Genomic DNA, 12,944 nt, shown 5'->3' on the forward strand with positions numbered 1-12,944 from the left:
GCCGTTGCCAAGAAGGACATGCAGCCCGGAGAGAAGCTCGATGCCATCGGCGAATATTGCTACCGCGCCTGGATCATGACCGCGGCGGAAGCGCGTGAAGCGGGGGCGATCCCGTGCGGGCTTCTGCAGGGCGGCAGCGTCACGGCGCCGATCCGCAAGGGCGAACTCATCACTAGCGCCAATGCCGCGCCGGTGCCAGGCTCGAAGATCGTCGAACTGCGCGCCCGCCAGGACAAGCTCGTCTACGGCGCATGAGCGAGAGAGAGCATCGATGTAGTCGATCCCATTCATTTCGCTTTCGGAACGACTGGAGAAGACCAAGGCTAATCAATACGTTGCTTGAGTGCGTCATCGATAAATTAATCTGTGCAAAACCCCGACATCCTTGAAAAAGACTGCATCGCAAACAATATTAAGAATTGGTTAACGCGGTTGAGTCTTTGATGCAGGAGCAGGTTTTGCCAGCATATCAAGTCAAGTTCGCTTATCTGACGAAGTATAAACAGACACGTCATCTTTATCATCAGCTTGTTATTGAAGATGATGAAGCGAGTGCGCTCAAGCGTGGCCGGCAAATGATGATGAGACGGTCGCCGGATGCGCGCATCGTGCACGAATCCTGTGTACTGCGTCCTGACAGCGCCGATATCGAAAGCGCCGCTGCCCAAGGCTGGAAACTCAATGAAAACTGGTGGTCGCGGCCAATCCGGCCCGATGACGATCTTGCAGCAATTGCCAAACATGGTTTTGCGCACAGTAACCAGGTCCATGCAAAATCGGCGATGGACTGCGTGATGATCGACAAGCGGGCAGCCTAGGCAGCAATTCTATCTCGACGAATAAGCTAAAGCTCGGTCCGCACGTTCCAGAGTTCGGGAAACAGCACCACTTCGAGCATCTTGCGCAGATAGTTGACGCCGGATGTGCCGCCCGTGCCGGTCTTGAACCCGATGATGCGCTCGACCGTCGTCACATGGTTGAAGCGCCAGCGCCGGAAGTAATCCTCGAAATCGACGAGCTTTTCGGCAAGTTCGTAGAGGGACCAATTTGCTTCGGGATCGCGATAGATTTGGAGCCAGGCATTGCGGACGCTCTCATTGGGCTGGTAAGGCCGCGACCAGTCACGCTCCAGTACGGCGTGATCGATGGCAAAGCCCTTGCGCGCGAGGAGCCGCAGGGATTCGTCATAGATGCTGGGCTTGTGCAGGATGTCCTTGAGCCAGGCGTGAATGTCCGGCTTGTGCTCATGCGGGCGCATCATCGCCGCGTTCTTGTTGCCGGCAAGGAACTCGATCGCACGGTATTGGAACGACTGGAATCCAGACGACATGCCGAGGGCTTCGCGGAACGTCGTATATTCGCTCGGCGTCATGGTGCGCAGCACATCCCATGCCGAATTGAGCTGATCGAGAATGCGCGAAACCCGCGCAAGCATCTTGAAGGACGGCGCGAGATCATCGCTTGCAATGTGCAGGCAAACCGATGTCAGTTCGTGAATGACGAGGCGCATCCAGATCTCTGATGCCTGGTGCTGAACGATGAACAGCATTTCGTCATGGGCGTCGGACAGCGGCGTTTGCGCTGAAAGAATCCTGTCGAGGCGCAGATAGTCGCCATAGGACATTCGCCCATCGAACATCATCTGCGCGCCTTCCTGTTCCGGATCGTAAGGCGTACGCGTCATGTCACGGCGCCCCGGACGTGGAATTCCGGCGCATCCCAGGCGCTTGTTTCGAGAATGTCCTTGAGGATTGCTGCCGCTTTTTCGACTTCGGCGAAACTCAGATAAAGCGGCGTGAATCCGAAGCGAATAATATCGGGCGCACGGAAATCGCCGATCACGCCGCGCGCAATCAGCGCCTGCATGATCGCATAACCGTTTTCGCAAGAATAAGAGACCTGGCTGCCGCGCAATTCCGGTTCTCGCGGCGTAACCAGCCGCAAACCAAGACGCTCGGCGAAGCTGTCGATCTCCTGGATAAACAGGTCGCAAAGCGCTATCGACTTGGCGCGGAGCGCCGCCATGTCGACGTCATCCCAGATGGCCATCGCTTCATCCATGGCGACCATCGCAAGAACCGGGGGCGTGCCGCATAGATACTGCTCGATCTTGTTGGAAGGTGTATAGGCGGAGTCGAAATCGAACGGCGCACGGTGACCGAACCAACCGGAAAGCGGCTGTCGGAAGCCGCCGTGATGCCGAGGATTGACGTAGAGGAAGGCCGGAGCGCCCGGGCCGCCGTTGAGGTATTTGTAGCCGCAGCCAATGGCGAAATCCGCCTCGGCTCCGCTAAGATTGACCGGCATTGCGCCTGCCGAATGTGCCAGATCCCAGATGACGAGAATGCCCTTGTCATGGGCGGCGCGCGTCAGTGCCGCCATGTCGTGGCGATAGCCGGTGCGATAATTGACATGCGTCAGCATGAGCACCGCGACGTCTTCATCGAGCAATCCTGGGATATCCTTGGGCGAATCCGACAGAACCAGCCGGTGACCCTTGCCGATCTGCCTGGCGACGCCCTCCGCGATATAGAGGTCTGTGGGGAAGTTTTCGCGCTCGGAGACGATCTTGTTGCGGCCGGGGTTCAAGTCGAGGGCGGCTGAAAGCACCTTGAACAGATTGATCGATGTGCTGTCAGCGGCGACGACGGCCCCCTCCTCCGCACCGATGATGCGGGCTATGCGGGCGCCAACACGTTGTGGAAGGTGCACCCAGTCGGCGGTATTCCAGCTGCGGATGAGATCGACGCCCCACTCCTTGTCGATCGTGTTCAACACACGCTGGCGGACGGATTTAGGCAAAGCGCCGAGCGAATTGCCATCGAGGTAGATGACGCCCTCCGGCAAATGGAAGCGTTTGCGAAAACCACGAAGCGGATCGGAACGATCTGCCGCCGCGGCGTCAATTCTTTGAGTGGTATTATCCATGGTGTCCCTATTCGTCAGGCGGCGGCATCAATGCCGGAAATGCCGCTGGCCTTGGCAAGTTTCAAAAAGGCGTCCTTGGCGAGACGCACGTGGTCGAGCATCAAGGCCTCGGCCTTCGATCTGTCCCGATCGAGCGCCGCCTGCATAAGCGCCGTGTGCGCATCGATACCAAGCGCTTCGCGTGACAGGACGCCCAGCGAGCCGTTGCCATTTTGCGCTGCGGAGCGATTGAGGTGATCGATGCGCAGGATGATGTGTCGGCGGTAGCGTTGCAGCTGGGCATTGACCTGTCGTGCGAAATTCATCAGCCAGAGTGAGGCGGCGCCGTCAATCAGGGCGAAGTGGAACTCCGTATGTGCGGCGTCCCAAAGATCGATTGCTTCCGATTGGGAAAATGAGTTGGGAACCTCGCATTTCGACAGCCGGTAATGGGCGCTGACGAGGCGCGCTTCCCAGTCGCGATCGCCCTTGTCGATCGATCGCAGCAGCAGCTGGGTTTCGATCGCAGCGCGGGCCGATTCCAGATCTTCAAGTTCCTCGAGCGTTACAGTTGCAACACGGAAGCCCTTGTTGGCTTCGGTCGTCACGAAGTTTTCGGCGTGCAGGCGATTGAGCGCTTCTCGAACAGGTGTTGCGCTGCCGCCCAATTCCTCGGCAAGCGCGCGTAGCCGCAACGACTGGCCCGGACGCAATCTTCCATTGAGAATGCGCGATCGCAGCGCCGCGTAAAGGCTGTCCGATTTGACGCTCTCGGCCATCGTTCCCTCTGTGGGTTTGCCCCATTTTGTATTGTATATCATTTCACGCTTGTTATACTATTTTCAAGCCTCAGGGGTTGGAACACACAAAAAAGGGAGACATTCGATGATTGGCGCAAAATATGCGGTGCGCACTGCGCTCGCGGCAGCACTCGGCCTTGGCCTGCACATGGGCGTTGCCTCAGCCGAAACGAAAATCGGCATTGCCCAGTTCGGCAAGCATCCGCAGCTCGACGAAACCGTGACCTCGTTCAAGGCGGAATTGGCGAAACTCGGCGTTGCCGATGCTGTCTATGATGAGTTGCAGGTCAATTTCGATGCGACCCTCATCCCGCAAATGGTCACGAAGCTCGTTTCGGGAAGCCCGAAGCTCATCCTCGCCGTCACCACTCCGGTCGCACAGGGCGCGCGCCAGATCGTCGGCAATTCCGGCACGCCAGTCGTCTTCGCAGCGGTGACCGATCCGGTCGCAGCAAAGCTGACGCCATCCTGGGAAGCTGGCGACACCGGCATGACTGGCGCGTCGGATTTGCAGGACGTCAGCTCAGTGGTCAAGTTCATCCGCAAGCTGCTGCCCGATGCCAAGCGCCTCGCCTATCTCTACAATCCGGGCGAAGACAACGACGTTGCCGTGCTCAAGCTGATCAAGGAAGCCGCTAAGGCCGAAGGCATGGAGCTAGTCGAAGTCGGCCTCGACAACACCAACGATATTCCGATCCGCGTCAGCTCGCTCGCCGGCAAGGCGGACGTCATCTACGTTCCGGGCTCGAACCTGGTTCAGCCAGCTGTGCCCGCCGTTGCCGCAGCCGCCCTCTCGGTCAACATTCCGATCGTCAACGCATCGGCACAGGCGGTACGTGACGGTCTCGTTGCTGCAGCTTTCGAGGTCTCGTACACCAAGGTCGGGCAGAATGCGGCAAAGCTTGCAGCGGAGATCATTGCCGGCAAGTCGCCAGCAAGTCTTGCTCCGATCAAGCCGACTTATGAAGACCATACTGCTTTGATCAATGAGGCCGTGCTTGCCAAAACCGGACAAAAAGTGCCGGAAAGCCTCAAAGATTGCGAGTGCTTCGTCAAATAAGCCTTCTCCTTTCGCCTGCAAACCTATAGTTCCTGCGCCAACCATGACGCAGGAATTATTGCATGGGGCATACAGCTCGGAGTTCGAGGGCTCATCAATGACAAAGAACATGCTTTCCGTAACGGGCGGCACAAAGATTTTCTATCGCGGTACGCAGGACGAGCGCCGGGCGCTCGACGGTCTCAATGTCAACCTTGCACCGGCGGACTTTTGCATCGTCATCGGCAGCAACGGCGCCGGCAAGTCCAGTTTCCTCAACGCGGTCTCCGGCAAGCTGCCGCTCGACTCCGGACGCATCTCCATTGACGGGCAGGACGTCACGCGCCTCAACGCGCATCGCCGGGCCCAGTTTATTGCCCGCGTCTTCCAGGATCCGATGATCGGTACCGCGCCAACGATGACCATTGGCGAGAACATGCTCCTGGCCGAACTGCGCGGCAAACGGCGGGGCTTTTCCTTCGGACTAACGTCAGCGCGGCGTGCCAGATACAGCGAGCAACTCGCCGAACTCAACCTTGGACTCGAAAAGCGTCTGGACATGCCGGTTGGGCTCCTGTCCGGCGGTCAACGCCAGTCGCTTTCGCTGGTCATGGCGGTCTCTACCCAGCCAAAACTGCTGCTTCTCGACGAGCATACGGCAGCCCTCGATCCGCGCACGGCAAAGCTCGTGATGGACACGACGGTGCGCGCGGTGGAAGAGCTCAAGCTCACGACGCTGATGGTCACCCACAACATGGAACACGCGATCAATTACGGCAACCGGATCGTCATGATGGACGCCGGCAAGGTGCTGGTAGAAATCGGCCCCGAGGAGAAGCGCGGCATCACGGTCTCTGACCTCATCGACCGGTTCCACACCAAATCCGACGCTATCGCGCTGCAGGGAAATTGAGCCATGGACGTTTTCACCAGCTTCTACGGACTGATCCCGGTCACGATTGCCCAGAGCCTCATCGTTGCCTTCGTTGTTCTCGGCGTCATGCTGCCCTTCCGAATATTGAACTTTCCGGATTTGACCTCCGAAGGTGCTTTTCCGCTCGGTGGCTGTGTCTGCGGCACGCTGATCGCAGGGGGCGTCAACCCGTTCCTGGCCTGCTTCGTTGCCCTGATCTGCGGTTTCATCGCCGGATGCAGCACGGCGTTCATTCATCTGCGCTTCAAGATTAATACGCTGCTCGCCGGTATCCTGGTGATGACGATGCTCTACAGCATCAACCTGCGCATCATGGGCCGCACCAATATACCGCTGTTCACCTACGACACCGTGTTCACGCTGCTCGCCGGCGCCTCGGCCAATCTGCCCTGGGTCAAGATCCTGATCGTCGGCGTTCTGATCCTGCTCGTCGTTGCGGCAATGCTCTATTTCTTCATGTCGGAGAAAGGAACATCGATGCGCGCGGTGGGGGCGAGCCCGGACATGGCCGAAGCGCAGGGTATCAATGTCGGCACCGCGACGATCGTCGGCGTCGGCGCCGCGAGTGCGCTTTCGGCAACCGGCGGGAGCATCATGGTGCAGACGCAAGGTTTTGCCGACGTGAACATGGGCTTCGGCATTCTGATCAATGGCCTTGCCGCCCTGATCATCGGCGAGGCTATTACCGGACGGCAGACTATTCTGCGCCAGGTGCTCGCGCCGGTCGTCGGCTCGCTGGTCTACTATCAGCTCATTTCATTCTGCCTTACGCTCGGCCTCGCTCCCGCGGACCTGAAATTTGCGACCGGCGCCTTTGTCCTGTTGATGCTGGCCTTGCCGAATCTGCGCAAGTCCGGCGGCGGGTTTGCCGTTCGCGAGAAGGTCAGGGAATAGCGTTAGAGCGCCGGGAGGAAACAGGATGGTCACGCAAGAACCAATCGACTGGGACGACGCCTATTCGAATTTTGCCTATATACCCGATGGCTTCGGATACCCGGCAAAGTGGCTGGAGCAGGCCACGAGCTTTCGCGAGGAAATGGACCGCAAGGGTCTGTTGAAACTCGACGCCAGCTACGGCGAACACGATCGCAATCGGCTCGACCTGTTCATGCCGTCAGGCGACCTGCGCGGCCTAGCGGTCTTCATTCATGGCGGCTACTGGATGGAGGATTTCGACAAGTCCGCGTGGTCGCATTTGGCAAGGGGTGCGGTGTCGAACGGGTTTGCCGTCGCCATTCCCTCCTATGTGCTCTGTCCGGAGGTGCGCGTCAGCGACATTACGGTTCAAGTCGGCCTTGCCATTGCGCACGCTGCAAACGAGGTCGCAGGGCCGATCCACCTGACCGGTCATTCAGCGGGAGGTCATCTTGTCGCCCGGATGATGACTGCAACCTCGCCCCTGCCGCAGGCAGTGCGCCAACGCGTCCGCAAGACGGTCCCGATATCGCCCCTCGTTGACCTGCGCCCGTTGATGAAAACGGAGATGAACGAAACTCTGCATCTTGATGCGGTCGAAGCACGGCTCGAGAGTCCTGCCCTCCTCGAACCACAGGAAGGGATTGACGTGACCGCATGGGTCGGCGCGCTGGAGCGCCCGGAGTTCGTGCGGCAGAATGCGTTGCTGGCCAACGTCTGGTCGGGATTCGACTGCCGGGTGGAAGCAGTCGAAGAGCCCGGCAAGCATCACGCGAACATCATTGAGGGGCTGACGGAGCCCGACCATCCGCTGACCCGTAATTTGCTTGGATTATAGCCAAACAAAAAGCTGCCAGAGTTGGGATATCACCCTGGCAGCTTTTTGAGTCCGATTTATTAATTTAAAGATTTCAGGCGCTTAGGCGCTTCGATTCTTCAATGATCATTGCATTGTTGGGAAGCCCCAATGCGTGGGCAATACGCTCCAGTTTGGCTGGGTCGTTGTTTTGACCGCTTTCGATCGTTTCAATTTCGAGGGAAGTCAGACCGCATGCTACGGCCAAATCCTCGACGGAATATCCGAATTGTTCGCGAAATGCCGTGACAATATTGGTACCTTTGGCTAGCGCCGTGGAAATTGTTTCTGGCAACGTATAGTCGCTGTTGTTCATCGCTTTGCTCCTAACGTGAAAGGTTTGGTTAACAAATCGGAAGGCCGAACTTATACGTCAATCCCGCTCGATCAAGCCTTTTGTGCAGGCTCACGGAAAACGTGAACACAACCTTGACGGGTACTTGCCTTATTCTGGCACCAGATTTTGCTAGACTGCTACGGCTGCCGATTGTCGGTTCGGTCAATTAGTGAAGAATATCAGTGGATTGTTACGCCACTGTGTCACTTTCAAACGCTCATATAGGAACGAGATCAAGGAAAATGAACCACCACGGCAGGAATTATTTCAGGGCCATATTCCTGGTGATTGTAACATTCGCTCCGCTGCTTTCGGGCTGCGCGCGCGTCTATTACGGGACGTTCCGTTATGATGCCGCCTGCGTCGAGCAGGATCCCCAGTACCCTGGCGCAAGCCCCGTCTGCGTCGTGAAACGGACGAGGTAGCGAGCCCCCACTCGTCGACAGCTCTGCGATTTCTGGCTTTCCTGATCTTCGAAGGCTGGTCGCTAGAATCAGATGGACCCAATCTTTGCTCAACCTCTCATGGTCCCGTTCCGCCGCCGGCCACCCCGCAGCGGCCTCGTACGACGCACGTGAAAGATTGATAATACTATATGATAATAGAGTTTACTAATAACAATTACCCAATTAAAGTCATGGTCGGAAAGCCGATTTCATCGGCTCCCCGTTGTGTCGTCGGCCTTGGAGGAAGGAACGACGCGATGGTCAGATTGCCAACGGTCCGGGCGCAATACGGACTTTAATGGGAGGTTAGTTATGAGACTTGCATTAGCTGCTGGCTTAACCGCTGCTCTTGTCCTTGGGGCAGCCGGAGTGCCCATCGCCAACGCCGCGGATAAGCCCACCCTGGCCTTTGTCGTCAACGGCGCCTCCGACTTCTGGAAGGCCGCAGAAGCCGGTGTCAAGAAGGCCCAGGCGGAACTGCCGGACTACTCGCTCGAGCTTAAATATCCGGAGCAATCCTCCGTTGCCATCCAGCAGCGGTTGATGGACGATCTCGTTACCGCCGGCGTCAAGGGCATCATGGTTTCAGCGGTCGATCCCAAAACGTCGACTGACGGGCTGAACAAGATTGCCTCGCAGACCGCGCTCTTCACCACTGACAGCGATGCGCCGCAGACCAACCGCGTCGCCTATATCGGGTCGTCGAACGTCGATGCGGGCAAGCAGGCAGCCGAAATTGCCAAGAAAGCCATGCCGAATGGTGGCAAGTGCATCGGATTTGTCGGCCTGCTCGGGGCGGACAACGCCAAAGAGCGCATTCAGGGCATGAAGGATGGTCTTGCCGGTACCAAGATCGAACTCGTCGATGTGCGCGGTGATGATATCGACCAAACGCGTGCCAAAAAGAACGTTGAGGATGCGCTTGTCGCGAGCCCTGACGTGACCTGCATGGTCGGGTTCTATTCGTACAATACGCCGCGAATCTACGAAGCGCTGCGCGATGCCGGTAAGCTTGGCCAGATCACGGTCGTCGGTTTCGACGATGATCCGATCACGCTGGGTGGCGTCAAGGAAGGGACTGTTGCCGCCACTGTCGTGCAACAGCCGTTCGAATGGGCCTACCGCGGCATGAAGCTGATGGCGGCTTATCTCGGTGGCGACAAGTCGGGTATCCCCGACAACAAGCTGATCATCATTCCAACCGTGATCATCGGCAAGGACGATGTCGACAAGTATGCGGCAAATCTGAAAGCAATGGCTGGAAATTGAACCAGACTATCAGGATAATCAGGAAGACGTCGCCCGGTGGCGGCGTCTTCGATGATCTCGAGTTCTGGTTTACGCAGCTATGTTGAATGTACCTGAAACATCATCGTGCGCCGGCGTCGAAGCGCCTTTCTTGAGCCTTGCTGGCGTGCGCAAGAGCTATCCCGGTGTCGTTGCCCTCGATAATTTTTCCATGGAGGTGGCTCCGGGCGAAGTGATCGGCCTCGTTGGCGAGAACGGCGCAGGCAAATCCACATTGATGAAGATACTCGGCGGCGTGGTGAAGCCCGATCGTGGAACGATCACGGTCGATGGCATCGAACACGACCAATTGACCGTCGAAGGCAGCATGAACGCCGGTATCGCTTTCGTTCATCAGGAACTGAACCTCTTCGACAATCTCGATGTCGCTGCAAATGTGTTTCTTGGCCGCGAACCATTGCGCGCCGGACCTCTGAAACTCGTCGACCGCGCCAAGCTCCGCGAAATGGTGGGTTCGCTTTTGAAGCGCGTCGGTGCGAATTTCAGCGCTGACACGCCGGTCTCGAAGCTTTCGCTCGCCCAGCAGCAGATGGTGGAAATTGCCAAGGCGCTCTCGATAAATTCGCGGCTCGTCATTCTCGACGAACCGACGTCGAGCCTTCCCCTCCCCGAGACAGAGAAGCTTCTGGCGGTCATCAAGAGCCTCAAGGCGGATGGCATCAGCGTCATTTTCATCTCGCATCGCCTGCATGAAATAGAGCGCGTCGCCGATCGCGTGCTGGTCCTTCGAGACGGAATCCTTGCGGGGGTCTTGCCGAAAAGTGCGATTGATCATGACGAGATGGTTAGACTGATGATCGGACGGGCACTGAAGGCCCGGACGGCCGTTTCAATGCAGACACCGGGAGCGGTAGCACTCTCAGCGCAAGATATTCGCACGACAACCTATCCGCACCACCCGGTCAGCCTCGAGATTCGTCGTGGCGAGATCCTCGGACTTGCCGGCCTTGTCGGTTCGGGCCGCACCGAGCTTGCCCGCGTCCTCTTCGGTATAGATGCCAGGCTCGGCGGCGAGGTCTATACCGATGGCAAGAAACTTGGGCTGCACTCTGCTGCCGATGCGGTCGCGAACGGCATCTTTCTTGTTCCGGAGGACCGCAAGCTCGAGGGTATCCTCCTCGATTTTCCGATTGCGCAGAACATTTCACTGCCTGACATGCCCGCGCATTCGAAACGATATCTCGTCTCGGCCCGCAGCGAAAACAAGACGGCGGAAAAGCAGCGATCAAGTCTCGGGATCAGAGCGCCTTCCGTCGCGACGCGGACGGGCTCTTTGTCAGGCGGCAACCAGCAGAAGGTCGTACTGGCCAAATGGCTCGCCATGAATCCGAAAATCATCATCATGGACGAGCCGACCCGCGGCATCGACATCGGCGCGAAGGCTGAGATCTACAATCTCATGCGGGTTCTTGCCGAGGCAGGTGTCGCGGTGCTGATGATCTCGAGCGACATGGAAGAAGTGATCGGCGTTTCCGACCGCGTAGCGGTCATGCACGAGGGCCAGATCTCGGGCATTCTCGACAAGGACGATCTCAGCCAGGAAAACGTCATGCTGCTTGCGGTTGGAAAAAAGCCTAGACTAGCAAAGAGAGAGCCGGAGGGGCGATGAGCAAGAAAGATATCGGGCTATTACTTCTCATTCTGGTCGTGGGCGCGGTCGTTGCTGCGATCAATCCCCGGTTTTTGCTGCCCATTAACCTCGCCAATACGTCCAACCTGATCGGCCTCTTCGGCATCCTTTCGATCGGCCAGGCCTTCGTCATCATAACCGGCGGCATCGAGCTCTCGGTCGGTTCGTCCATCGCTCTCCTCGGCGTGCTGTTCATAGATTTTATTGCGACGAGGGGCATGGATTGGCCCGTCGCGTTCATCCTCATCCTCATACTGGGCGGCCTTATCGGTCTTGCGCATGGCTGGCTGATCGCACGGCTGAAGCTGCAACCCTTCGTCGTCACCTTGTGCGGCCTTCTGATCTATCGCGGCGTTGCCCGCTTCTATACAGCTGACGGCACCGCCGGTTTTGCCTTCGGCCAGAATTTCCCGACACTCGAATTCCTCACCGCCGGCCGCACCTATGGTGTCCCAAACAGCTTTATAGCGCTCATCGTCATCATGGCGATAATGTGGGTCGTCCTGCACCGCTCGGTCTTCGGCCGCTACCTCTACGCAATCGGCAAGAACGAGGAAGCGGCGCGCTTCTCCGGTATCCGTACCGGTCGGATCATCATGGCGGCCTATGTGATCTGCGGTGTCCTTACCGCGCTCGCTGCAATCTACTTCGCCATGTATACCCGCTCGATCTCGCCGGCCAGCCATGGCAATTTCTACGAGCTCTACGCCATTGCTGCAGCGGTGCTCGGTGGCTTCTCGCTGCGCGGCGGCGAAGGCTCCATCGTCGGCGTCATCCTTGGCACAATCCTTTTGCAGGAACTGCAGAACCTGGTGAACCTCCTCGGCATACCGTCTTCCCTCAACTTCTCGGTGATGGGCGGCGTTATTCTCATTGGCGTGCTGGTCGACCAGCAATGGGGCGCGTTCCGCACGCGGCGGCGTCTGGTAAGGGCTGCCCGCGCCGAGCCTAGCACCGAGGGCCAGAGGAGCTAGCCGGAAAAGGACTGGACATGGACCTTTTCGATCTTCAAGGCGAAATTGCCCTCGTGACGGGTGCCGGCAGCGGCATTGGCCAGGCCATAGCTATTGGGCTTGCCGAAGCGGGTGCCGATATTGGCTGCTTTGGCCATTCTTCCGGCAGCGGGCTCGACGAGACGGCCAAGCGTATTCGCGCGACCGGGCGCAAGGTGATTACGATTGAAGGCTCGGTAACGTCGGCCGACGATATCGCAACCGCCGTGGAGCGAATCGAGAGTGAACTCGGCCCGCTGACGATTGCCGTCAACAATGCCGGCATCGGGGCGGGCGGCGCAGCCGAAACGCTGGCACGCGAAAACTGGCAGCATGTCTACGATGTCAACGTCACCGGTGTGTTCCTGTCCTGCCAGGCGGAGGCCCGCGTCATGCTGCCGCGAGGCAAGGGCTCCATCATCAATATTGCCTCGATGTCGGGCTCGATCGTCAATCGCGACCTCAAACAGGCAAACTACAACTCCTCAAAGGCAGCAGTCATCCACCTGTCGAAGAGCCTCGCAATGGAGTGGGTTGATCGGGGCGTGCGCGTCAACTCGATCAGCCCTGGATATACGCTAACGCCGATGAACCGGCGCCCGGAAGTTGCCGATCAGGTCAAGATCTTCGAACGGGATACGCCAATGGGCCGGCTTGCCGCACCCGAGGAAATGATCGGCCCCGCGGTGTTTCTTGCCAGCCGCGCCTCGTCCTTCGTGACGGGAATCGATCTCGTCGTCGATGGAGGCTTCGTCTGCTGGTGAATGGGCGCCGCCTCGC

Annotated in this window: 13 protein-coding genes and 1 pseudogene; 10 read left to right on the top strand and 4 right to left on the bottom strand. The window is 58.2% G+C overall.

Annotated elements, in window-relative coordinates; genetic code table 11:
* Positions 1-255 (top strand): annotated as a pseudogene (locus BR48_RS25125) (homoserine dehydrogenase); the annotation flags it as partial.
* Positions 256-443: 188 nt separating this feature from the next.
* Entirely contained in the window at positions 444-818 is a 375-nt protein-coding gene (locus BR48_RS0120345) for a hypothetical protein (protein ID WP_027232992.1), read from the top strand.
* A gap of 26 nt (positions 819-844) precedes the next feature.
* On the opposite strand, the gene kynA is transcribed toward BR48_RS0120345, so the two are convergent.
* Genes kynA through BR48_RS0120360 form a run of 3 tightly spaced genes read right to left on the bottom strand, consistent with a single transcriptional unit; the run spans position 845 to position 3,686 of the window.
* Positions 845-1,684, bottom strand: a complete 840-nt coding sequence (kynA, locus tag BR48_RS0120350) for a tryptophan 2,3-dioxygenase (RefSeq protein WP_027232993.1) — start codon at positions 1,682-1,684, stop codon at positions 845-847.
* Positions 1,681-2,928 (bottom strand): kynureninase, encoded by a 1,248-nt coding sequence (gene kynU, locus BR48_RS0120355; protein ID WP_027232994.1) that lies wholly within the window; start codon positions 2,926-2,928, stop codon positions 1,681-1,683. The genes kynA and kynU overlap by 4 nt, the downstream gene beginning before the upstream one ends.
* 14 nt (positions 2,929-2,942) lie before the next feature.
* Positions 2,943-3,686 (bottom strand): GntR family transcriptional regulator, encoded by a 744-nt coding sequence (locus BR48_RS0120360; protein ID WP_027232995.1) that lies wholly within the window; start codon positions 3,684-3,686, stop codon positions 2,943-2,945.
* 106 nt (positions 3,687-3,792) lie between these two features.
* Between BR48_RS0120360 and BR48_RS0120365 the strand changes: the two genes are divergently transcribed.
* The 4 genes from BR48_RS0120365 (at position 3,793) to BR48_RS0120380 (ending at position 7,433) form a co-directional block, all read left to right on the top strand.
* Positions 3,793-4,767, top strand: a complete 975-nt coding sequence (locus BR48_RS0120365; protein WP_027232996.1) for an ABC transporter substrate-binding protein — start codon at positions 3,793-3,795, stop codon at positions 4,765-4,767.
* A gap of 97 nt (positions 4,768-4,864) precedes the next feature.
* Positions 4,865-5,659, top strand: a complete 795-nt coding sequence (locus BR48_RS0120370) for an ABC transporter ATP-binding protein (protein ID WP_228020643.1) — start codon at positions 4,865-4,867, stop codon at positions 5,657-5,659.
* Positions 5,660-5,662: 3 nt separating this feature from the next.
* Complete coding sequence (locus BR48_RS0120375) at positions 5,663-6,574, top strand: ABC transporter permease (protein WP_027232998.1); 912 nt, start codon at positions 5,663-5,665, stop codon at positions 6,572-6,574.
* A 25-nt stretch (positions 6,575-6,599) separates the two neighbouring features.
* The gene (locus tag BR48_RS0120380; RefSeq protein WP_027232999.1) at positions 6,600-7,433 is read left to right on the top strand and encodes an alpha/beta hydrolase; all 834 of its coding nucleotides are present in this window, start codon (positions 6,600-6,602) and stop codon (positions 7,431-7,433) included.
* 73 nt (positions 7,434-7,506) lie between these two features.
* Here BR48_RS0120380 and BR48_RS0120385 read toward each other — a convergent pair whose 3' ends face one another.
* Positions 7,507-7,767 carry a helix-turn-helix transcriptional regulator gene (locus BR48_RS0120385; protein WP_027233000.1) on the bottom strand — a complete coding sequence of 87 codons (261 nt, stop codon included), beginning with the start codon at positions 7,765-7,767 and terminating at the stop codon, positions 7,507-7,509.
* Between the two features lie 779 nt (positions 7,768-8,546).
* Between BR48_RS0120385 and BR48_RS0120390 the strand changes: the two genes are divergently transcribed.
* The 4 genes from BR48_RS0120390 to BR48_RS0120405 all read left to right on the top strand — a co-directional run bounded on the left by BR48_RS0120390 (position 8,547) and on the right by BR48_RS0120405 (position 12,928).
* Positions 8,547-9,503: a sugar-binding protein gene (locus BR48_RS0120390; protein ID WP_027233001.1), complete on the top strand. Its 957-nt coding sequence runs from the start codon at positions 8,547-8,549 to the stop codon at positions 9,501-9,503.
* Between the two features lie 79 nt (positions 9,504-9,582).
* Positions 9,583-11,151: a sugar ABC transporter ATP-binding protein gene (locus BR48_RS0120395; RefSeq protein ID WP_197030376.1), complete on the top strand. Its 1,569-nt coding sequence runs from the start codon at positions 9,583-9,585 to the stop codon at positions 11,149-11,151.
* Entirely contained in the window at positions 11,148-12,146 is a 999-nt protein-coding gene (locus BR48_RS0120400; protein WP_027233003.1) for an ABC transporter permease, read from the top strand. Before BR48_RS0120395 ends, BR48_RS0120400 begins: the two co-directional genes overlap by 4 nt.
* A 17-nt stretch (positions 12,147-12,163) precedes the next feature.
* Positions 12,164-12,928, top strand: coding sequence for an SDR family oxidoreductase (locus BR48_RS0120405; protein ID WP_027233004.1), 765 nt, complete (start codon positions 12,164-12,166; stop codon positions 12,926-12,928).
* Positions 12,929-12,944: the final 16 nt, after the last annotated feature.

Source organism: Phyllobacterium sp. UNC302MFCol5.2, assembly GCF_000686005.1.
GTDB classification, from domain to species: domain Bacteria; phylum Pseudomonadota; class Alphaproteobacteria; order Rhizobiales; family Rhizobiaceae; genus Phyllobacterium; species Phyllobacterium pellucidum.